The organism is Streptomyces sp. NPDC047117, from assembly GCF_040643545.1.
In the GTDB taxonomy this organism is placed as follows: domain Bacteria; phylum Actinomycetota; class Actinomycetes; order Streptomycetales; family Streptomycetaceae; genus Streptomyces.
The window spans coordinates 390104-410672 of the sequence record NZ_JBEYUN010000005.1; the positions used below are offsets into that span (position 1 = coordinate 390104).

14 protein-coding genes and 1 tRNA gene are annotated in these 20569 nt (G+C 73.4%); 5 read left to right on the top strand and 10 right to left on the bottom strand.

Features of this window, described 5'->3' with window-relative positions:
• Positions 1-234 precede the first annotated feature (234 nt).
• The gene (locus ABZ840_RS12420; RefSeq protein ID WP_361557532.1) at positions 235-1173 is read left to right on the top strand and encodes a hypothetical protein; all 939 of its coding nucleotides are present in this window, start codon (positions 235-237) and stop codon (positions 1171-1173) included.
• 243 nt (positions 1174-1416) lie between these two features.
• On the opposite strand, the gene holA is transcribed toward ABZ840_RS12420, so the two are convergent.
• Positions 1417-2403 (bottom strand): DNA polymerase III subunit delta, encoded by a 987-nt coding sequence (holA, locus tag ABZ840_RS12425; RefSeq protein ID WP_361557535.1) that lies wholly within the window; start codon positions 2401-2403, stop codon positions 1417-1419.
• A 141-nt stretch (positions 2404-2544) separates the two neighbouring features.
• Between holA and ABZ840_RS12430 the strand changes: the two genes are divergently transcribed.
• Positions 2545-2796, top strand: coding sequence for a hypothetical protein (locus tag ABZ840_RS12430; protein ID WP_361557538.1), 252 nt, complete (start codon positions 2545-2547; stop codon positions 2794-2796).
• A 114-nt stretch (positions 2797-2910) separates the two neighbouring features.
• On the opposite strand, the gene ABZ840_RS12435 is transcribed toward ABZ840_RS12430, so the two are convergent.
• Together ABZ840_RS12435 and ABZ840_RS12440 are read right to left on the bottom strand one after the other, a co-directional pair.
• Positions 2911-3888 carry an arylamine N-acetyltransferase gene (locus ABZ840_RS12435; protein ID WP_361557541.1) on the bottom strand — a complete coding sequence of 326 codons (978 nt, stop codon included), beginning with the start codon at positions 3886-3888 and terminating at the stop codon, positions 2911-2913.
• Positions 3888-4373: an Rrf2 family transcriptional regulator gene (locus ABZ840_RS12440; protein WP_361557544.1), complete on the bottom strand. Its 486-nt coding sequence runs from the start codon at positions 4371-4373 to the stop codon at positions 3888-3890. Before ABZ840_RS12440 ends, ABZ840_RS12435 begins: the two co-directional genes overlap by 1 nt.
• A 243-nt stretch (positions 4374-4616) precedes the next feature.
• Between ABZ840_RS12440 and ABZ840_RS12445 the strand changes: the two genes are divergently transcribed.
• Positions 4617-6134 carry a substrate-binding domain-containing protein gene (locus ABZ840_RS12445; RefSeq protein ID WP_361557546.1) on the top strand — a complete coding sequence of 506 codons (1518 nt, stop codon included), beginning with the start codon at positions 4617-4619 and terminating at the stop codon, positions 6132-6134.
• Here the strand turns inward: ABZ840_RS12445 and ABZ840_RS12450 are convergent.
• The 6 genes from ABZ840_RS12450 to ABZ840_RS12475 form a co-directional block, all read right to left on the bottom strand.
• The gene (locus ABZ840_RS12450) at positions 6064-8859 is read right to left on the bottom strand and encodes a ComEC/Rec2 family competence protein (RefSeq protein WP_361557549.1); all 2796 of its coding nucleotides are present in this window, start codon (positions 8857-8859) and stop codon (positions 6064-6066) included. The two genes, ABZ840_RS12445 and ABZ840_RS12450, sit on opposite strands and share 71 nt — an antisense overlap.
• Positions 8856-9626 carry a ComEA family DNA-binding protein gene (locus ABZ840_RS12455; RefSeq protein ID WP_361557551.1) on the bottom strand — a complete coding sequence of 257 codons (771 nt, stop codon included), beginning with the start codon at positions 9624-9626 and terminating at the stop codon, positions 8856-8858. Before ABZ840_RS12455 ends, ABZ840_RS12450 begins: the two co-directional genes overlap by 4 nt.
• Positions 9627-10014: 388 nt before the next feature.
• Positions 10015-10860, bottom strand: coding sequence for a DegV family protein (locus tag ABZ840_RS12460; RefSeq protein WP_361557554.1), 846 nt, complete (start codon positions 10858-10860; stop codon positions 10015-10017).
• A 171-nt stretch (positions 10861-11031) separates the two neighbouring features.
• Positions 11032-11775 (bottom strand): hypothetical protein, encoded by a 744-nt coding sequence (locus ABZ840_RS12465; RefSeq protein WP_361557557.1) that lies wholly within the window; start codon positions 11773-11775, stop codon positions 11032-11034.
• Positions 11776-11930: 155 nt separating this feature from the next.
• Positions 11931-14810 (bottom strand): leucine--tRNA ligase, encoded by a 2880-nt coding sequence (leuS, locus tag ABZ840_RS12470; RefSeq protein WP_361557560.1) that lies wholly within the window; start codon positions 14808-14810, stop codon positions 11931-11933.
• Between the two features lie 303 nt (positions 14811-15113).
• Positions 15114-17066: a S53 family peptidase gene (locus ABZ840_RS12475; protein ID WP_361557563.1), complete on the bottom strand. Its 1953-nt coding sequence runs from the start codon at positions 17064-17066 to the stop codon at positions 15114-15116.
• A 342-nt stretch (positions 17067-17408) separates the two neighbouring features.
• On the opposite strand from ABZ840_RS12475, the gene ABZ840_RS12480 reads away from it, so the two are divergent.
• A complete protein-coding gene (locus tag ABZ840_RS12480; RefSeq protein ID WP_361557566.1) occupies positions 17409-18593 on the top strand; it encodes a hypothetical protein in 1185 nt (394 codons plus the stop codon).
• On the top strand, positions 18590-20161 hold the full coding sequence (locus tag ABZ840_RS12485; RefSeq protein WP_361557569.1) for an NADH-ubiquinone oxidoreductase-F iron-sulfur binding region domain-containing protein: 1572 nt from the start codon (positions 18590-18592) through the stop codon (positions 20159-20161). Before ABZ840_RS12480 ends, ABZ840_RS12485 begins: the two co-directional genes overlap by 4 nt.
• A gap of 219 nt (positions 20162-20380) precedes the next feature.
• On the opposite strand, the gene ABZ840_RS12490 is transcribed toward ABZ840_RS12485, so the two are convergent.
• A tRNA-Ala gene (locus ABZ840_RS12490) sits at positions 20381-20453 on the bottom strand.
• Between the last annotated feature and the right edge of the window lie 116 nt (positions 20454-20569).

A 20569-nucleotide genomic window follows, 5' to 3' on the forward strand; every position in this document is an offset into this window, starting at 1 on the left:
CGCCACGCGGGTGCGGCGCACGAGAGTCATCCCGAGAACCCCGTCCGGCCCTTCCCCAGGGCTGGGCGGGGTTTTTGGCGTTGGGGAAGCGGGCGGGGCGGGAGCGGGGAGCGTGGCGTTGCGGGGGCGGGCAGCCGGGGTGGGATTTCGGTGTTGTGGGGTGGCGCCGGGGCGAAAGGTCCAGGCCGTGGGCGGGGCAGCGGTGGCCGATTCCTGTCGGCTACCCTGCCGCTCATGTCCAACTCGGGGGAACAGCCCAATCCGTACGCCCAGCAGCCGCCACAGCCTCCCCAGGGGCCGGCGCCTCAGGGACCACCGCCTCCGCCCTCCCGGATACCGCAGCAGCCCCAGGGCCCGCAGCCGCCCCAGTCGGCGAACCCTTACGGCCAGCCGCCGCAGCCGAACCCGTACGGCCGGCCGCCGGCCGGCTACGGCTACCCGGCCCCGCACGGCGCGCCGACCATGCCCGGGGGCTACGGCAGCGCCCCGGCGGGCGCCCCCACCGGCGGCGGCAAGGGAGTACCCGCCTGGCTCTGGGCCATCGGCGGAGCCGTGGTCGCCTCGGCCGTCTGGGCCGGCGTGGTCTTCTCGACCGGCGGCCTCGGCGGAGAGCCCAGCCCCGACCTGCGCGGCTACACCTACAAGGCGGACCTCTGCGGCTCGACCTCCTGGGCGCCGTTCGAGGACGCGCGCTACAAGATGGAGGACAGCAGCACCTCGACCAGCGCGGGCGAGAACCCAGCGGCCAGCGGCCACCAGGACCCGGCCCTGGACTCGATGTGGTGCAACGCCGACCTGGTCCCGGAGGACGCGGGCAGCGACGACTACTCCACCAACTTCGTCTACACCAAGGCGTTCCTGCACAAGAAGACCGACCCGGGCCCCGAGTTCGAGGCGCAGTACCGGTCGTACGAGCAGCAGGAGTCGTCCACCGACTACAAGGTCACGCCCGTCCAGGGCATCGGCGACGAGGCGTACCTGGTGAGCCGCGAGGGGTCCACCGACAGCAAGAGCACGTACGTCGTGCTCGGCGTCCGGGACGGCTGGCTGACGTACGAGACGGCCTGGTCCAGCTACTCCAGCAGCGACAGCGCCGACAGCCCCAGCTCCGACGAGGTCGCCGACATGCTCCGCACGAGCGCCACGGAAACCCTCCGGAAGCTGAAGAACTGAGGCTCTGCGGCCGGACGGGCGCGCGGGAGGGGTGCAGCGCACCGGCGCGCGCCCGGGTGGGGCGGGATGCCGCGCGCCCGGAGTGTCCCGTTCGCCGACCAGCGGAGGCGGCTGCCCGGCGTGGCCGTCGCCCGAGGGGCAGGGCAGCCCGGTACGGACAGGGCGGCTGTCCGGAACCCGGGCGGCTGTCGGGAGCCCCGGCCCCCGTCGCTGTCGGCGATCCCGGCCCGTCAGGGCCCGGACTCAGCGGCGGGAGCGGGCCGCTCGGGCGACCGTGACGACCGCCTTCTCCAGCGCGTACTCCGGATCGTCGCCGCCGCCCTTGACGCCCGCGTCGGCCTCGGCGACCGCACGCAGCGCCACCGCCACGCCGTCCGCCGACCAGCCGCGCATCTGCTGCCGCACCCGGTCGATCTTCCACGGCGGCATGCCCAGCTCCCGCGCGAGATCCCCGGGCCGGGCACCGCGCGGCGCGGAGGCCAGCTTGCCGATGGCCCGGACGCCCTGCGCCAGCGCGCTGGTGATCATGACGGGCGCGACGCCGGTCGAGACCGCCCAGCGCAACGCCTCCAGCGCCTCGGCCGCGCGCCCCTCGACCGCCCGGTCGGCCACCGTGAAGCTGGAGGCCTCCGCCCGGCCGGTGTAGTACCGCGCGACCACCGCGTCGTCGATCGTGCCCTCGACATCCGCCGCGAGCTGCGCACACGCCGAGGCCAGTTCCCGCAGGTCACTGCCGATGGCATCCACCAGCGCCTGGCACGCCTCCGGCGTCGCCGACCGCCCCGCCGTACGGAACTCCCCGCGCACGAACGCCAGCCGGTCGGCGGGCTTGGTCATCTTCGGACAGGCGACCTCACGCGCCCCGACCTTGCGGGCGGCGTCCAGCAGCCCCTTGCCCTTAGCCGCGCCCGCGTGCAGCAGCACCAGCGTGATCTCCTCGGCCGGCGAACCGAGGTACGCCTTGACGTCCTTGATCGTGTCGGCGGAGAGATCCTGGGCCTGGCGCACGACCACGACCTTGCGCTCGGCGAAGAGCGACGGGCTGGTCAGCTCGGCCAGCGTGCCCGGCTGCAGCTGGTCGGGGGTGAGGTCGCGCACGTCGGTGTCCGCGTCTGCGGCCCGCGCGGCCGCCACCACCTGCTGCACCGCACGGTCGAGCAGCAGGTCTTCCTGCCCCACGGCGATCGTGACGGGCGCGAGGGGGTCGTCGTTTGCTGTCTTCCTGGCCATCGCCGACCAGCATCCCACGCGCCACTGACACTCCGACCCGTGACCGCCCCACCACCTCGGCGGTCACGCTCACCCACCACCTCTCCGGAGACACTCACCCCACCCCGCCGGGGACGCTCGCCGCTGTCGGAGAATGGCGGGGTGAGCGATGTTCGACATGTACTGGTGCTGCCCGACCGGGACGCGGCCGAGGAAGTGGCCGAGGTGCTGACCGAGGAGTACGGCGTGGCCCAGGAGCCGCAGCTCGTACGGGACGCCCTGGCCGGCGAGGACGACGCCGAGGACGCGCAGTGGCTGGTCGTCCTGGAGGACCCCGGCTCCGCCTGCGACCCGGCCACCCTGGACACCCTGGCCTCCGAATACGAAGGCTGGCTGGAACCAGAACGCTCCTAGCCGCCCCGTCGCGCCAAGGCCAGGGTCGGGTGCTGAGGCCAGGGCCGGGGCCGGACTGGGGCCGGGGCCGGACTGGGGCCGGGCCGGTGGCTGCGGCCGGGGCCGGAGCCGGGCCTACCGCGGTGTCGGCGGGACCGGTGCGACCGGCGCCCGGTCGAGGGTTATGCCGAAGTGGGTGCGGTAGGCGGCGAGCAGCTCGTCCTCGGGGATCTCGCGCTCCGTCCGGCTGCCGTCGGGCGCCGTGCTCACGAACGTACGGCCCGACAGCGTGATCCGCCCGCCGTCGTCGGTGAGCCGCGAGCAGACCAGCGACTGCGTGAAGTGCGACTTCGGCGAGGTGGTCTGCCACCAGCAGCCCGCCTCGAAGTCGCCGAGCGCCCGCGGCCGCATTTCGAGCCGGTACTGCGGCGCCCCGTCCCGCAGTACGTCAAGATCCCCCGTACCCGTCACCGCGCACTCGCCCGACGCCACGCCCCCGTCCGCCGTCGCAAGCTCGTCCCCCGCCGCGAACTCGTCCGCCGCCACGAATCGGAAGGCTCCGCCCGGCTCGGCCTGCTCCTCGGCCGTGTCCAGCCGCAGCGGGTAATGGCTGTGCCGCCCGAATCCGACGTCGGCCAGCAGGGGCCCGTCCGCCGTACGGACGCGCACGGCCGCGTGATCGTACGGGATCCCCAGCCGCCCGTCCGGGCCGTACACCCGCCCTGACAGCAGCTCGGCGTCGTACCCCAGCGCGGTCAGCAGCATCGCGAACGCGCCGTTGAGTTCGTAGCAGAAGCCACCGCGGCGGTCTCGAACGATCTTGTCCAGCAGCGCCCGCTCGGTGAGCACGATCTCCTCACCGAGATGCACGGAGAGGTTCTCGAACGGGACCGTGCGCAGATGCTGGACATGCAGCCGCCGCAACGCCTCGACATCGGGCACAGCGGGCCGCTCCACCCCGATCCGCCGCAGGTAGGCGTCGACCTCCTCAGCACGGAGCGCGCCCTCGGCATGGAGAGTGCCCTCAGCACGGGCGGGGTCGGCCGGAACGGCCCCCACGTCCGTCGTCGCGTCCGTCGTCCCGTTCCGCCCCGCGTTCGCCTCCGTACCCATCAGCTGCCCGTCCTCTCCAGGGCGAACCAGCGGCGCGCCCGGTCCGCCGCCGCGGCCGGGGCCGCGGCGAGGATGTCGGCGAGGGTCTGCGCCGCCAGCTCCCGGCGCCAGGCCAGCTCGGCCCGGCGCATGGCCGTGGCGATGCCGCACGGCTGCCGGAAGTCGCGCCCCGACAGCTCGGCCCCCGCCCCCTGCTGCCGAATCTCCATGCACCGGAACGCCTCGTCCGGCCCCTCGACCGCCGCCACCACGTCCATGAGCGTGATCGCCTCCGGCGGCCGGGCGAGCCGGAAGCCGCCCCGCGCGCCCGGCGTCGAGCTGAGGATCCCGGCCCGTACGAGCGCCTGGAGGCGCTTGTTCAGGTACGCGGCCGGCAGATCGAAGAAGGCGGCCAGCCTCGCCGTGGACACGGGCCGGTCGTCACCGAGCCAGGCCAGCGTCACGCAGCAGTGCAGCCCCCACTCGACGCCCTCACTCATCCTCATATTCTGGAGTTTACAGATCCGGGTTCTCTTCCGGATCCCGGTCCGGGCGCCCCCGGCCCCGACGGCCGGCGCCTGAACCTCTGGTGAAGGCTTGCCGAAGCGCGCACTGTCTCGACGGCACCTCCCTACATTGCGGGCAACACCCCAGACGTCACTCCGGACGCCACTCCAGTCGTCGCTCCCGCCTTGACCCCTGTTGTCACCCCAGACGTCGCCCTTCTCTCGTGTGAGGTTGCCATGCCCATGCCGGACACCGAGACCATCCTGGCGCTGGCCGGACTCGTGGCGACCGCCCTGATCTGGGCCGTCGAGCGCTTCCTGCCCGGACGCAAGCGCATCGGCTACCGCGTTCAGATGGACACCCCCATCGGCATGAACCCCCAGGACGCCCACAGCCTGGTGCAGTTGAGACTCCTGAGACAGGAACAGGAGATCACCGACGCCACGCTGGCCCTGCTGCGCATCGAGAACGACGGCAGCAAGGACATCGTCCGGCAGGACTACCAGGAGCCCCTGACCGTGGAGTTCACGGGCCGCACGGTCCTCGGCGTCGAGGTACCGGACGCCAATCCGGCCGATCTCATCGGCATGCTCACCCGGTCCGGCGCCGGCCTGCGGTACAGCGGCAACCGGCTGCACATACCGAAGGTCCCGCTCAACACCCGTAACCACTTCAAACTGCTCGTACTGCTCTCCGGCACGGGCGAGGGCACCCCTGCGCGCGGCCGGACGCGGACCGGCGACGACGTGGTCGTCGGCGGCTTCCTCAGCGGCGGCCGGATCCGCCGGAACACCCAGCGCTGGGGCCCCCGCAAGCCGAGCCTCGCCCTCGGCGGCCTCTTCATCGTCCTGGTCGGGCTGCTGGGCGGGCTGCTGCTCAGCACGCCTGCCGTACCCGCCCGCGCCGAGTGCGCCACCGGGCGGCTGACCGTCGACGGCTCCACCGCCTTCGCGCCCCCGATGCAGGAGATCGCCCGGCAGTACCAGGCACGCTGCCCCGGTGCCAGGATCGAGGTCGCCAGAAGCGGCAGTCTCTCCGGCCTGGCCAACCTGAACCGGGCCGGGCGCGCCGCACGCTCCGGCAGCCCCTCCTTCCTCGCCATGTCCGACGTGCCCGCCCCCTCGGTCTACAGCCGTCTGCAGGGCGAGCGCGTGGGCGTCATCCTGCTCAGCATGGTCGTCAACGAACGCACCGGCATCGACAACCTCACCCTCGACCAGGTCCGGAAGATCTACGACGGCACCCACACCAACTGGAAGGACGTGGGCGGCAACGACCTCCCCATCCACGTCGTCGGCCGGAACGCGGACTCCGGGACCCGGCGGGCCTTCGAGACGACCGTGCTGCACCATTCGGAGCCGGGCGTGGTGTCGTCGTACGACTGCACCGACAAGGACCGGGACGAGCGGGCCCGCGTGACGCGCTGCGAGGTGAACAGCACGACGGGGCTGCTCGACACGGTGGACCGGGTGGCGGGCGCGATCGGTTACGCCGAGACCTACGCGGCGGCCAAGCGGCCGCACCTCATCGCCATCCGGCTGGACGGGCACGAGCCCGACATCGAGTGGGGACAGCAGCATGAATACCCCTTCTGGACCGTGGAGTTCCTCTACACCTACGGGCATCCGGCGGACGGCTCGCTCGCCGCGAAGTTCCTGACCTACCTGAACTCCGACACGGCCAAGAACGTCATGCGGATGTACAAACACGTGCCCTGCGCCGACGGCCGGAGCCTGTCGGCCTCCGTATGCCGTCCCTGACGCCTGTCGGGCCGCGCATCGGGCGCGGCGGCACCGGACGTCGGCGTACCGGGTACCGGCGTCTGCCGTTGTTGGTCACGCCGGCGAGGCCGGTGGCGGCGCTGCCCGTCACGGCGATCGCGCCGTCGGTGTCCGTACGCAGCACCCTGGCGCCCTGTGAGCGGAGCGCGGCGAGCGTACTGGGGGCGGGATGCCCGTACGTGTTCCCGGCGCCCGCACTGATCACGGCGAGCCGGGGCGCCAACGCCCCCATGAGCGCGGGGTCCTGGTAGGCGGAACCGTGGTGGGCGACCTTGAGCACGTCGACCGCCCGGAGGTCGGGGTGCGCCGCCAGCAGGGCCTGCTGTGCCGGTGGTTCGAGGTCACCGAGCAGGAGAACGGTCAGCCCTGCAGTACGCACGAGGAGTGTGACGCTGGCGTTGTTGGGCCCCTCGGGCATGAAGCCGGTGGGCGGCGGGAGGAGTGGGCCGTCGGCCTGCTCAGCCGGGGTCGAGGTCGGGTCAGGGACCGGGGAGGCATCCGGAGCCGGGGAGATGTCCGGGGTCGGGGGCGGGGGCGGGGGCCAGAGGACTTGCCAGGTCACGGGGCCCGTCCGGCGCCGCTCCCCCGGCACGGCCGGGATCATCGGTACGCCATGGGCGGCTGCCGTCTTCCTTACGAACGCCGCCTGGTCCGGCGGGTCCTCCCGGGTGGTGGTCTCCAGCGCCCCCACGCTGCGTCCGCGGAGCGCCCCGGTGAGGCCGTCGACGTGGTCGGCGTGGAAGTGGGTGAGGACGAGCAGCGGGATCCGGCGTACGTCCAGCTTCTGGAGGCAGCGGTCCATGGCGCGGGGGTCGGGGCCGGTGTCCACGACCAGCGCGCTGCCGGGTCCCGTGGCGAGCACGAGTCCGTCCCCCTGGCCGACGTCGCACACGGCCAGCCGCCAGCCGGGCGGCGGCCAGCCCGTGACGATCCGGCTCAGCGGTGCGGGCCGGACGACGAGGACGACCAACAGCAGGGCACAGGCGACGCACAGCCCGCGGCGCCGCAGCAGAGTCCGGGCAACCGGTACCAGGACGACGATGGCGGCGGCCAGCAGGAAGCCGCCGGTCCAGCCGCCCGGCCAGCCGAATTCGGCGCCGGGCAGCGCGGCTCCCGTACGGGCGATGACCGCGATCCACTCGGCGGGCCACCCCGCGCACCAGGCGAGCGCGGTGGCGAGCGGCGGCAGGACGGGCGCGACGGCCAGTGCCGCGAACCCGAGCACGGTCGCGGGCGCCACGGCCACCTCGGCGAGCAGGTTGCAGGGCACGGCCACCAGCCCGACACGGGCGGCGAGCACGGCGATGACCGGCGCGCACACGGCCTGCGCAGCGGCGGCCGCGGCGATCACCTCGGCGAGGCGGGGCGGAACGCGCCGCCGTTGGAGGGCGGCGCTCCAGCGGGGCGCGAGGGTGAGCAGGGCGCCGGTGGCCAGTACGGAGAGCAGGAAGCCGTAACTCCTGGCCAGCCAGGGGTCGTAGAGGACGAGCAGCAGGACGGCGGCGGCGAGCGCGGGGAGCAGCGTCCGGCGGCGGCCGGAGCCGATGGCGAGCAGGGTGATCAGGCCGCACGCGGCGGCGCGCAGCACGCTGGGGTCCGGCCGGCACACGACGACGAAGGCGAGCGCGACCGCGCCGCCGATCACCGCCGTGGTGCGCAGCGAGAGGCCCAGCCGGGGCGCGATACCGCGGCGTTCGGCGCGTACGGCGAGGTGCGGCGGGCCGATGAGCAGGGCCAGCACGATGGTGAGGTTGCTGCCGGAGACGGCGAGCAGATGCGTCAGGTCGGTGGCCCGGAAGGCGTCGTCCAGCTCCGGCGTCACACGGGAGGTGTCCCCCACGACGAGCCCCGGGAGCAGCGCGCGGGCATCGGGACGCAGGCCCTCGGAGGCGTCGCGCAGTCCTGCCCGAAGGGAACCGGCGAACCGCTGCAGGGGCGTGGGGCCGCCGATGCGCCGCGGCGTTGGTGCGTCGGCGGCCACCCGCAGCACGGCGGCCGTACGGTCACTGGGCGGCAGCGGCGGCGCGAACCGGGCCTCGACCCGGATACGCGTGGAGGGCAACAGCGCTCGCCAGGCACCGGAGCCGGCCGCCGTACCCCGGCCGCCCTCTTGGCCCTGCCCTTCCTGCCGGCCATCCTCGCCCTGCCGGTCCTGCTGCTGCGGGACGACGACCAGGACAGGGGTGCGGGCGATGGTCACCGCGCCGTCCGGTGCGGTGACGCGCCTTACCTCAGCGGCGAACACGACGGCGGGCGGCATACGTTGAGCCCCGCGCACCCGCTGCCGGGCGAGGTGCGGGTCCTCGGTCACCTCCAGCTCGACCGTGGCTTGCGCGTACTCATGGGCGAGCCGGGGCACCGGGCCGCGTCGCAGATCGGCCCCCTGGAGTGCTGCCGAGGCCGCGCCGGCCACCGCGCAGAGCAGTACCGCGGCCACCGCGACCAGCGTCCCCGCACGACGACGTACGGCCCGCGAGAGCACGAGACCGGCCAGGACCAGGGCGCCGGCGCCCGTCAGGACAAGCAGGTGGACAGGCGCATCCAGGGCCAGCGCCGCGGCTCCCCAGGCGGCGAGCGCCGGCGCAACCAGCCGCAGGTCCGCGGGCCCTTCGCCCCGCGACACCACTGACCGCTGCACCTCAGACCCGGCCGGCTCGCCCGGCTCGCCCAACTCGGCCACTGACGCATCGGCCCGATCTGTCATGGCTGCACCAGCGGACGCAGGTCGGCGAAGCGGCGGTCGCCGATGCCATTGACCTCCTGCAGTTGGTCGATGGAGGTGAAGCCGCCGTGCCGGGTGCGGAAATCGATGATGTGCTGGGCGAGTACGGGGCCGACGCCGGGGAGGGTGTCGAGTTGCTCGGCGGTCGCGGAGTTCAGGCTGACCGGTCCGGCCGGAGCTGCGCCCACACCGACAGAGCCGCCCGGCGCACTTGCCCCACCCGAAGCGCCCGAAGCCGCCGGAGCGCCCGCGGAGCCGGCGGCACCGGCAGCGGGCTGCCCGCCCGGTCCCGTCGGGGCGGCGGCCCGCGCCCCGACAATGATCTGTTCGCCGTCCACCAGGAGGCGGGCGCGGTTCAGCGTGCGGGTGCTCGTCCCGGAGAGCACACCGCCCGCGGCACGCAGCGCGTCGGCGACCCGGGCGCCCTGCGGAAGGCGGTGGATGCCGGGGCGGCGCACCTTGCCGGCGATGTCCACGACGATGCGGCGGACCGGGGCGGCGGTCGGTACGCCGGCCGCACTCACGGCGCTGCTCGGTACGGGTACGGAGGCGTGCTGGGCGACCGGCGCCCGTACGGCCTGGGGTCGGGCGGTCCAGAAGTGGTGGACGGCGAAGGCCACGGCGATCAGGAGCACGACGGCGAGCGCGCCGAGCGCCTTCGGGTCCGTACCGCAGCGCAGTTGCACCCATAACGGCAGGCGCTCCTGCAGCGCGATCCGCCAGCGGGACGGCACCGATGTCCCACACACCGCCGAAGTCGGCGGGACGAAACCGGGTGAAGAAGCAAAGGGCGCGGATGGCGAGGAGGAGGGACCGGATGGCGGTGGTGGGTCCGGCGGCCGGTCCGGTGGACGGTCCCCCGCGCTGTTCGAGGAACGGCCCGATGGACGCTGCGGGAGCCCGGAGTCGGGAGCGGGAGCACGGGCCGAGGAAGGAGATCGCGAAGTCATGACGACGACGCTAGAGACATTCCGCCGATCGCGTCGATCATCGTCGAATTCCGTGGATAACCCGGGAGTTGTGGATAACTCGGACCCTCGATCGAGGGAATCGGGCCGACCGCGACGGCCGACCATCAGAGCTGACCGCCAGAGCTGACCCCCGGGGCCGGCCACCGGGACCGGCCACCAGCGCCGTCTACCGCGGCGAGAGCACGACCCCGAGCAGCCCCGGTCCGGTGTGTGCGCCGATCACCGCGCCGACCTCGCTGACGTGCAGGTCGGCCAGGCCCGGTACGCGGGCGCGGAGGCGGTCGGCCAGGGCGTCGGCGCGCTCGGTCGCCGCGAGGTGGTGCACCGCCACATCGACCGGATCCGTACCCGCCCTTTCCGCCACGATCTCCTCCAGGCGTGCGATGGCCTTGGAGGCGGTGCGGACCTTCTCCAGCAGTTCGATGCGCCCGTCGGTCAGCTGGAGCAGGGGTTTGACGGCGAGCGCGGAGCCCAGCAGGGCCTGGGCCGCGCCGATGCGGCCGCCGCGGCGCAGGTACTCCAGGGTGTCGACGTAGAAGTACGCGGAGGTGCCTTCGGCGCGCTTCTCGGCCGCGGCGACCGCCTCGTCGATGTCTCCGCCGGCCTGGGCGACCTCCGCGGCCGCCAGGGCACAGAAGCCCAGTGCCATGGCGACCATGCCGGTGTCCACGACGCGTACCGGGACCGGCGCCTCCCTGGCGGCCAGTACCGCCGCGTCGTACGTGCCGGAGAACTCCGAGGAGAGGTGGAGGGAGACGATGCCGCTCGCGCCGGCCGCCGCGACCTCGCGGTAGGTCTCGGCGAACGATTCGGGCGCGGGGCGGGAGGTGGTGACGTATTTTCGCTTCTGCAGCGCGTGCGCGACCGACTTGGCCGAGATCTCCGTTCCCTCTTCCAGAGCCTCGTCGCCGAGGACGACGGTCAGCGGCACTGCCGTGATGCCGTGGCGCTCCAGCGCCGCCCGCGGCAGGTAGGCCGTTGAATCGGTGACGATCGCGACATGGCGGGACATGACTGGGAGGTTATCCGGGGATCCCGGAGCCCGACAGTGCGGGCCCTCTTTCAAGATCCTCTCCCATTCCCGAGCGATGCGCCACAGCCAATCTTCACGGTGCCACCGTCAGTCAGTGCTCTCAGTCCGTGCCCTACAGTGCCGCGTCAGTCCGCGCTCTACGGTGCCGCGTCAGCCCGTGTTCTCCGGGCGGGCCGTCTTCTGCCAGGGGTACGGCGCCTGTATGCGCGGATCGGGGGCGTTGAGGGCCCGCGGGCTCTCCTCGGCCCGGCCCTCGGACGTGCCGGGCTGCTCGGGCGGCGGCCACGCGGCGAGCGGATCCTGCGCTGCGCCCGCGCTCCGGTCGTCCGTGGTCTCGCCGGCTCCGGACGCGGGCGTCCAGTGCCGCAGGGCGCCGGCCTCCATGTCGATCTGCCCGGTCAGCGCGCTCAGGTCGTCGTCGGCGAACTTGCGGGCCCGGTCCTGGGCCGCCCAGCGCAGCGAATCCGCGGCGTGCGTGCAGCGCTCCACGCGGTCGCGCAGCTCGGGGAGGCATTCGGCGATGCGCGCCCGGTCCGGCTCGCGCTCCAGGCGCTTCAGTTCGTCGTCCAGCTCATGGCCGTGCGCGCTGAGCCGCCCGAAGAGGTTCAGCGCTTCCTGCAGCGACTGGTCCTCGGCGGACGCCGTACGCAGCGCCTCCTGGGTGGCGCGCATCGACGTGCGCAGGGAGTGCCGCAGCTCCGCCAGCTGGCCGGCGGGGCCGGTCTGGGTGTACCGGCGGGCGCGCAGCGTGGTGTCCTCGACGGTGCGGCGGGCCTGCGCGACCGTACGGTCCACCCCGCGCTTGGCCGCCGAGACGGCCTTGACCGTCACGAAGACCCCTGCCGCGACGAACAGCACGAAGAGCAGGGCGAGGATCACGAGCGCGGTGGTCATGGGCTTCCCTCACGTGGGCTCGGCCGCCGGGCGGACGGCTTCCTTCTCCCACCGTAAACGGGCCCGGCAGGTCAAGGGTTCCCCAAGAACCCCCAACCTGCCCCTAGTGGTCTTCCCCGGGGCGCGCCCGCCGGACGGGCACGCCCCGGACCGGATCATGCCGGAACGATGTTGACCAGCTTCGGCGCCCGGACGATCACCTTGCGGATGCCGGCGCCGCCCAGCGCCGTCACGACCGCGGGCTCGGCCAGCGCCGCCGCCTCCAGGTCCGCGTCCGAGATGGCCGGCGACACCTCCAGGCGAGCCTTGACCTTGCCCTTGATCTGCACGACGCAGGTCACGGTCTCGTCCACGACGTACGCCGGGTCGGCGACCGGGAAGTCCGCGTGCACCACGGAGTCGGTGTGGCCCAGCTTGCGCCACAGCTCCTCACCGATGTGCGGGGCCAGCGGCGCGACCAGCAGGACCAGCTGCTCGGCGACGCTGCGCGGGACGCTGCCGCCGGCCTTCGTCAGGTGGTTGTTCAGCTCCGTGATCTTGGCGATCGCGGTGTTGAAGCGCAGGCCGGCCATGTCCTGGCTGACGCCGTCGATGGCCTTGTGCAGGGCACGCAGGGTGTCCTCGTCCGGCTCGGTGTCCGTGACGGTGACCTCGCCGGTGGCCTCCTCGACGATGTTGCGCCACAGGCGCTGCAGCAGGCGGTACTGGCCGACGACGGCGCGGGTGTCCCACGGGCGCGAGACGTCCAGCGGGCCCATCGCCATCTCGTACAGCCGCAGCGTGTCCGCGCCGTACTCCTGGCAGATCTCGTCCGGAGTGACGGCGTTCTTCAGGGACTTGCCCATCTTGCCCAGGACGCGGCTGACCTTCTCGCCCTGGTAGTAGTACGCGCCGTCGCGCTCCTCGACCTCGGCCGCCGGGACGGCGATGCCGCGCTTGTCCCGGTACACGAAGGCCTGGATCATGCCCTGGTTGTACAGCTTGTGGAACGGCTCGGCCGAGGAGATGTGCCCCAGGTCGAACAGCACCTTGGACCAGAAACGCGCGTACAGCAGGTGCAGCACGGCGTGCTCGGCGCCGCCCACGTACAGGTCGACGCCGCCGTGCGGCTGCCCCTCGCGCGGGCCCATCCAGTACTGCTCGATGGCCGGGTCGACCAGCTTCTGGTCGTTGTTCGGGTCCAGGTAGCGCAGCTCGTACCAGCAGGAGCCGGCCCAGTTGGGCATGGTGTTGGTCTCGCGGCGGTAGCGCCGCACGCCCCGGCCGTCGCCCAGGTCCAGGTCGACGTTGACCCACTCCTCGTTCCGGGACAGCGGGGTCTCCGGGGAGGTGTTGGCGTCGTCGGGGTCGAAGGTGCGCGGGGAGTAGTCCTCGACCTCGGGCAGCTCCAGCGGCAGCATCGACTCGGGCAGCGCGTGCGCCACGCCGTCCTCGTCGTACACGATCGGGAAGGGCTCGCCCCAGTAGCGCTGCCGGCTGAACAGCCAGTCGCGCAGCCGGAAGTTCACGGTGCCCTCGCCGATGCCCTGCCCGGCCAGCCACTCGGTGATCTTCGCCTTGGCCTCGGTGACCGACAGGCCGTCCAGGGAGACAGCTTCGGACGCGGAGTTGACGATCTTCGCGTCGTACGAGGAGAACGCGTCGTCCCAGGTCGACGGGTCGGTGCCGCGGTCGTCCGAGGGCTCGACCACGCAGCGCATGGGCAGCTCGAAGGCGCGCGCGAAGGCGAAGTCGCGGCTGTCGTGCGCCGGAACCGCCATGATCGCGCCGGTGCCGTAGCCCATCAGGACGTAGTCGGCGATGAAGACCGGGACCCGCTCGCCGCTGACCGGGTTGGTCGCGTACGCACCGGTGAAGACGCCGGTCTTGTCCTTGGCCTCGGCCTGGCGCTCGACGTCGGACTTCGAGGCGGCCTGCTTGCGGTAGGCCGCGACGGCCTCGGCCGGGGTGGCGTAGCCACCGGTCCACACGTCGTGCGTGCCCTCGGGCCAGGCGTCCGGGACGATCGAGTCCTCTCCGGAGACCAGCTCGTGCTCCGGGGCCAGCACCATGTAGGTCGCGCCGAACAGCGTGTCCTGGCGCGTGGTGAAGACGGTGATGCGCCGGCCGCCCACGGGGAAGTCGACCCGCGCGCCCTCGGAGCGGCCGATCCAGTTGCGCTGCTGCAGCTTGATCGCGTCGGGCCAGTCCAGCCCGTCCAGGTCGTCCAGCAGGCGGTCCGCGTAGGCCGTGATGCGCATGTTCCACTGGCGCAGCTTGGCCTTGAAGACGGGGAAGTTCCCGCGCTCGGAGCGGCCGTCGGCGGTGACCTCCTCGTTGGCCAGCACGGTGCCCAGACCGGGGCACCAGTTGACCGGCGCGTCGGAGGCGTACGCCAGGCGGTACTCGCCCAGGATGTTGGCGCGCTCGATGGCCGCCAGGTCGGCCCACGCGCGGCCGTCCGGGGTCTCCCGCTCCCCCGCCTCGAACTGGGCGACCAGCTCGTCGATCGGGCGCGCCTTCCCGGCCTCGGCGTCGTACCAGGAGTTGAAGATCTGCAGGAAGATCCACTGGGTCCACTTGTAGTACGCCGGGTCGATCGTCTCGACCGAACGACGCTGGTCGTGGCCCAGGCCCAGGCGGCGCAGCTGCGCCTTCATGTTGACGATGTTGGCCTCGGTGGAGACCCGCGGGTGGGTGCCCGTCTGGACGGCGTACTGCTCGGCGGGCAGGCCGAAGGCGTCGAAGCCCAGGGTGTGCAGGACGTTGTGGCCCGTCATGCGCTGGTGGCGGGCGTAGACGTCGGTGGCGATGTAGCCCAGCGGGTGGCCGACGTGCAGGCCCGCACCCGAGGGGTACGGGAACATGTCCATGATGAACTTCTTCGGCCTGGCCGCCAGCTCCGGGTCGCCGGCCAGGTCACCGCTGGGGTTCGGCGCCTCGTAGGTGCCGTTCTCGTCCCAGAAGTCCTGCCAGCGTGCCTCGATGTCCGCGGCCAGCGCGGCCGTATAGCGGTGCGGGGCCGCCGCCTCAGCGGCCGTGGTCGTCTCGCTCATCGTCCTCAAAGCTCCATCGATCGTCTCTGCCTGCGGAAACGCACCCCTTGCGGGCACCTTCTTGCCGGTCGGCGCCGGAAACAAAAAGGCCCCTCGCACAGGAGGGGACGCCGCGCCGATTCCGACTCGGACCTCGCAGTCTCCGGTCCGGTCGGTACTGATCAGCGCGGCCCGCTAAGCAGAAGGCGTACGGCACGCATGGCGTCAGGGTACCGCAGGGCGCCAGGGGCCCGCGCCGAGGATTCCCTCGCGCGGGCCCCCGTCCCACATGCCGGACCGGACAGCGGCCCGGCACACGGGGCCTCAGGGCCGGTAGGAGGCCACGTAGCTCCTGCCCGGCGTGCCGACGCCCGTGACGTCGTCGTAGCCGACGACGGCGCGCAGCGAGCTGTCCTTGCCCAGGCTGCGCAGCGAGGTGGTCGTGCCCTCACTGGCGTCGATCCCGTTCACGTAGTCCACCCGGACCACCGCGAGGTCCCGCCCGGCGCCCAGCGGGTGGTCGGTGACGTCGTGGTACGCGGAGGTGCCGTACCGCTGGTAGATGGTGGGGTTCGCGAAGCCGATCGGGACGCCGTGCCGGGCCTGCTGCGCCAGCGCCTGCACACCCGCGATCACCGGCGCCGCCAATGAGGTGCCGCCGATGCGGTACTCGTCATAGGCGAGCGAGCCGTTCGGGAGCGACTGGGTCTGGCCCACGAGGAAGCCGGTGTTCGGGTCGGCCACCGCTGAGATGTCGGGAACGGTGCGCATCGGGGTGCCGTCATTCACCTTCGAAAGCTTGTTCGGTACGACGCCGCGCTGATAGAAGGGCTGCGCGACGGTCCTACTGGTGCCGCCGCCGGCCCCGGAGGTGAAGGCGCCGGGGAAGTCCTGCCAGCTGCCGCCGTCGGCCGCCAGATCGGCCTTCCGCGTGCCCCAGCCGGTTTCCCAGAGGTACTTGTCGCCCTTGCCGACGGCGAGGGCGGTACCGCCCACGGCGGTCACCCACGCGGAATTCGCGGGGGTGTCGACCTGCTTGGTGCCGGTGTTGGCGACCTCGTCGCCGTTGTCGCCGGAGGAGAAGTAGAAGCCGATGCCCTCGACGGCGCCCAGCTGGAAGATCTGGTCGTACGCCGCGGCCACGTCCGGGGTCTCGTTGGCCTCGATGTCGCCCCAGCTGTTCGAGACGATGTCGGCGAGCCGGCCGTCGACGATCTTCCCCAGGGAGTCCAGGAGGTCGTCGTCCATGCAGGACGCGCCGCCCACGTAGACGATGTCGGCCTCGGGGGCGACCGCGTGCACCGCCTCTACGTCGAGGGTCTCCTCCCCGTACCAGCCGGCCGCGTCGCACTCCTCGATGTGCGAGTACTTCTTGGGCAGCACCTGGGAGAGCCGGCCCTTCGTGTATCCCGCGTCCCCGTTGCGGTCGGCGTACTTGCGGGCGTCGGCGGCGATGGTCGGCGAGGCGTAGGCGTCGGTGACGGCCACCGTGACACCCTTGCCGGTGCGCTTGCCCGCCCCGTAGGCGGCGCGCAGCTGCTTGCCCGTGTAGCCCTTCACCGCGTACGGCTGCTTCGCCCCGTATGCGGAGGGCAGGCTCTTGTCCGTCCTGGAGCCGTAGTAGCTGGAGAACGGCCCGGAGTTGCGGAAGACCCCGCTGGGCGGCGGCAGCTGGGCGTGGTGCCGCGCCATGTGCGGGGCGCTGTCCAGGCCGGTGACCGTGAGGACCGCGCCGTGCAGCGACTCCGGGGCGGAGGCCGTGCGGGAGGGGGCGTGGTACGTGTGCGCGCCCTTGCGGTAGTCGTGCAGAGCCGTGGCGAAGGCCTGCTCCGCCGCCGCGGTGGTGCCGGTCACGGATATGGAGCGGCGGTCCTTCCCGGTGACCTTCAGGCCGGCCCCCGTGAGCCAGTGGGTGACCGCCGACACCTGCTCCTCGGTGGCGCCGAAACGTGCCTGCGCGCGGTCGGCATCAAGGTACTTCCCGTACGAGGCCGAGGACGGGTCCGAGACGGCCCTGGCGTAGGCCGCGAGACCCTTCGCGTCCCGTCCGGCCAGGAACACCCGGGCGGTGACCCGGTCGGTCCCCCTGGTGCTGCCACGGTCGGCCTGCTGCGTGGCCCACTGCGGCTTCGTACCGTGCAGCGCGTCCCGGCCGTCGTGCCCGGCGGCACCGGCGGCGGGCGTGCCCAGCGCCAGCGCGCCGGCGGCCAGCGGCAGCGTCACCGCCACGGCCAGTCCGGCGCGTCTGCGGCGCGCTCCGGAGCGTCTTGATCTCATGAAACCCCCTGCGATGCGACGCGTCGCGTGCGGTGCACGCGGTCTCCGCGATGGCGCACGGTGCACGCCATGGCGGCCACTCGCGCGCGCTGCGTCACTCTTTCGATGATCTGTTCACGTCAGGGGCATGGGATGGCCAAGAAGCGTCCAAGGACGGACAAGAAATGACCACGGAGCGCCTACCAACTGTCCTGCATTGACAGTGGTGTTCACGTGGGACAAGGAACGGCCGAGCGGGTGTGCGGGGCGCGAACGGACCGACGTTAGCAGCGGGTCGCGCCGTACGGGCGGGATACGGCAAGCCGCCGTTACGCCCGCGAGACGGCCCCTAGCTTGCCGGGCATGCCACTCTTATCGGGCCGGACGGCGCGCCGAGCGGCCCGCCCCCGCCGTCCCCGCCTCCCCCGCGCACACCTCCCCCAGCGCCTCCGGAAGCCGCGCCCCGCGCTCACCTTCGGGGCCGGCACCCTGCTGGCCCTCCCGCTCCTCGCCGCCGCACCCGCCTTCCGCGCGTTCTTCGACCAGACCGCCGGGGTGCTCACGCTCGTCTCGCTGACCTCCGCCGTGGTCTGGGGCCTGCTCTCGACCGGCCGCACGGTCCTGGCACCGCGCACCAGACTCCTCGCGCAGGGCATCCACCGGGCGCTCGCCACTGCCTCGCTCGGCTTCCTGGTGCTGCACATCGCCGTCAAGGTGGCCGAGGCGCACGCCCGCTTCCTGGACGCGTTCCTGCCCTTCGCCTCCGTGGTGCTCGCCGGGCCCGTCGCACCGGGCACGGCACCGCTCATCGGGTTCGGCACGCTGGCCGGGCTGCTCATGGTGCTGGCCGCCGCGACCGGCGCGCTGCGCAGCGCGTTCGCCGGGCGCGGGCGGACCTCCGGGCGCTGGCGGGCCCTGCACACCAGCGCGTACGCCGCGTGGTGCCTGGCCCTCGTGCACGGGCTCAAGTCCGGCCGCGCGCCCGCCGGCTGGGTCACGACGGGGTACGTGCTGTGTCTCACCGCGGTCCTGGGCGCGCTGCTGGCCCGCCTGCTGTTCACGCCGTGCGCGCGGTTCCCGTACCTCACGTTGCGGCGGGACCTGCCCTTCTCCTTGCCGCTGCCCTCCCGGAAGCCGGGCAGGCGACGGACCGGACGCAGAGCGGCGGGACGTACGCAGACGCACTCCGCCCCCGAGGCGCACACGGCCTCCCAGGAGGCGGCCCCGGCGGGCTTCGAGCACGACGCGGGCTTCGAGCACGACGCGAGCGCCGTCCCCGTAGGCGCGGCGCAAGCGGCCCCCTCGTGGGCCCTGGCCGACGCCCCCACACAGAGGCTGCCGTACGTCTCCGCACCGTACGCGCCGTACGACGACGGCCTCCCGGACACCGACTTCGCCGCGGGCGAGGTGCACACTGAGCGCCTCCCGTACGCCGGCCTCGGGGCCGCGCCCCACGGCTCCGAGTGGGCCGGACCGCCCACCCTCGTGCAGCCCGTGGTCCCCGAGGGCGCTGCCGTCCCGCACGCTCCGAACGGCCGGACCCCGTGACCGTCGCCACGCTGGTCCCGTATGCGGCCGGCGGGCCGCTGCCCGATGTGCCCGGCGTACAGGTGCTCGGACTGCCACGACTGTGCGCCGGGTTCGACGACGCGGAGCGGCTGAACCGCAAGCAGCACCTGCTCCTCCACGGCTCGCCGCCCGTACTGACCTGGAACCAGCTGGCCGCCGTCGCCGACGCCGTGGCGCTGCGCGGCCGGGGCGGCGCCGGGTTCCCGCTCGCGCGGAAGCTGACGGCGGTCGCCGAGGCGGCGGCCCGCCGCGGGGTGCGCCCCGTCGTCGTGGTCAACGGCTGCGAGGGCGAGCCCGCCTGCCGCAAGGACACCGTGCTGCTGTGCCGCGCGCCGCACCTCGTCCTGGACGGTGCGCTGCTGGCCGCTACCGCGCTCGGCGCCCGCCTGGTCGTCGTCGGCGTGACGAAGGCGACCGCCGAGAACTCCGTACGGGAAGCCCTCGCGGAACGCGGACTGGCGCGCAAACGGCGCGGGCGTGCGCTGCGCGCGCAGGTCGTGCGCTCGCCCGAGCGCCTGGTGTCCGGGGAGGCGTCCGCGCTGATCAGGGCCGCCGAGGGCGGGCCGCCGGTGCCCCCGGGCCGCCGGGCGCGGGCCGCCGAGTCCGGGCTCGGCGGTGCCCCGACGCTGCTGTCGAACGCCGAGACCTTCGCCCAACTCGCCGTCGCCGCGCGCCTCGGCCCCGACCTCTACGCCGGCACCGGCCTGCCCGGCGAGCCGGGCACGATCCTGCTCACGGTCTCCGGCGCCGTCCCCACGCCCATGGTGGTCGAGGCCCCCAGCGGCGTGCCGCTGCCGTACGTCCTGCAGGCCTGCGGCGCGGAGCCGGCGCCCCCCGGCGTGCTGATCGGCGGGTACCACGGGGCCTGGCTGGACCCCGCCACGGCGTACGGGACGCCGCTCTCCCGGGAGGCGCTCGCGGCGCGCGGCGGCGCGCTGGGCGCGGGCGCGGTACTGCCGCTGTCCGCGCGGACCTGCCCGCTCGGCGAGGCGCTGCGGATCGCGCGGTGGCTGGCGGCGGAGTCGGCGGGGCAGTGCGGGCCGTGCCGGCTGGGCCTGCCCTCACTGGCCGACGTCCTCGCGGAGGCACTGGGCGGCGGCGGGCAGCCGGCCCTGGAGGCGGTACGGGCGGCGGCGCGCGGCGTACGGGGGCGGGGTGCCTGCAAACACCCCGACGGCGCGGCCCGGTTCGTTCTGTCGGCGCTCGCCGCCTTCCCCGACGATCTCGCCGCGCACGTCCTGGGCAACGGCTGCGGCCGGCCCACCGCCGGGCTGCTCCCGCTGCCGCCCGAGGAGGACGCCGGTGCGGCGAACGGCGCGGGAGAGGGGCCCGGGGCCCTGGAGACCGCCGGAGAGCGGCTGGCGGTGGACTGGACGCTGTGCGAGGGGCACGGGCTGTGCGCCGGGCTGCTGCCCGAGGCCGTACGGCTCGACCGGGACGGCTTCCCCGTGCTCTCCGACGACGTGCTCCCGGGAGCGCTGCGGGCCCGCGCCCAGCGCGCCGTACGCCGCTGCCCAGCCCTGGCGCTCCGCCTGGAGAAGCCGTGATCTCCGACAGCGGCGCACCGCGGGTGACGCGCGGCACAGCCGGGCCGGCAGGGAACAGGAGGCGCGGGCAGAGGGCGGGGACTCGCGATCACAGCCGGGCCAGCGCCGGTCGGCGGGCGGGCGGGCCGGCGAGTGTGGGCGAGCGAGCACGGCGTACCGGGCAATCCGCACACACGCCAAAGCGGGCCGTCCTCTTCGGACGGCCCGCTCTGATCACTGTGGAGCTAAGGAGAATTGAACTCCTGACCTCCTGCATGCCATGCAGGCGCTCTACCAACTGAGCTATAGCCCCGTGTTCTGTTGTGGTCTTCGCGGGGTTTCCCTCGCGGCGACATCGACTACATTACACGGCTGCCCCGGGCCTTTGCCAAATCGCTTTCCCGGACCCTTTCCGGCACCGCTCCGCCG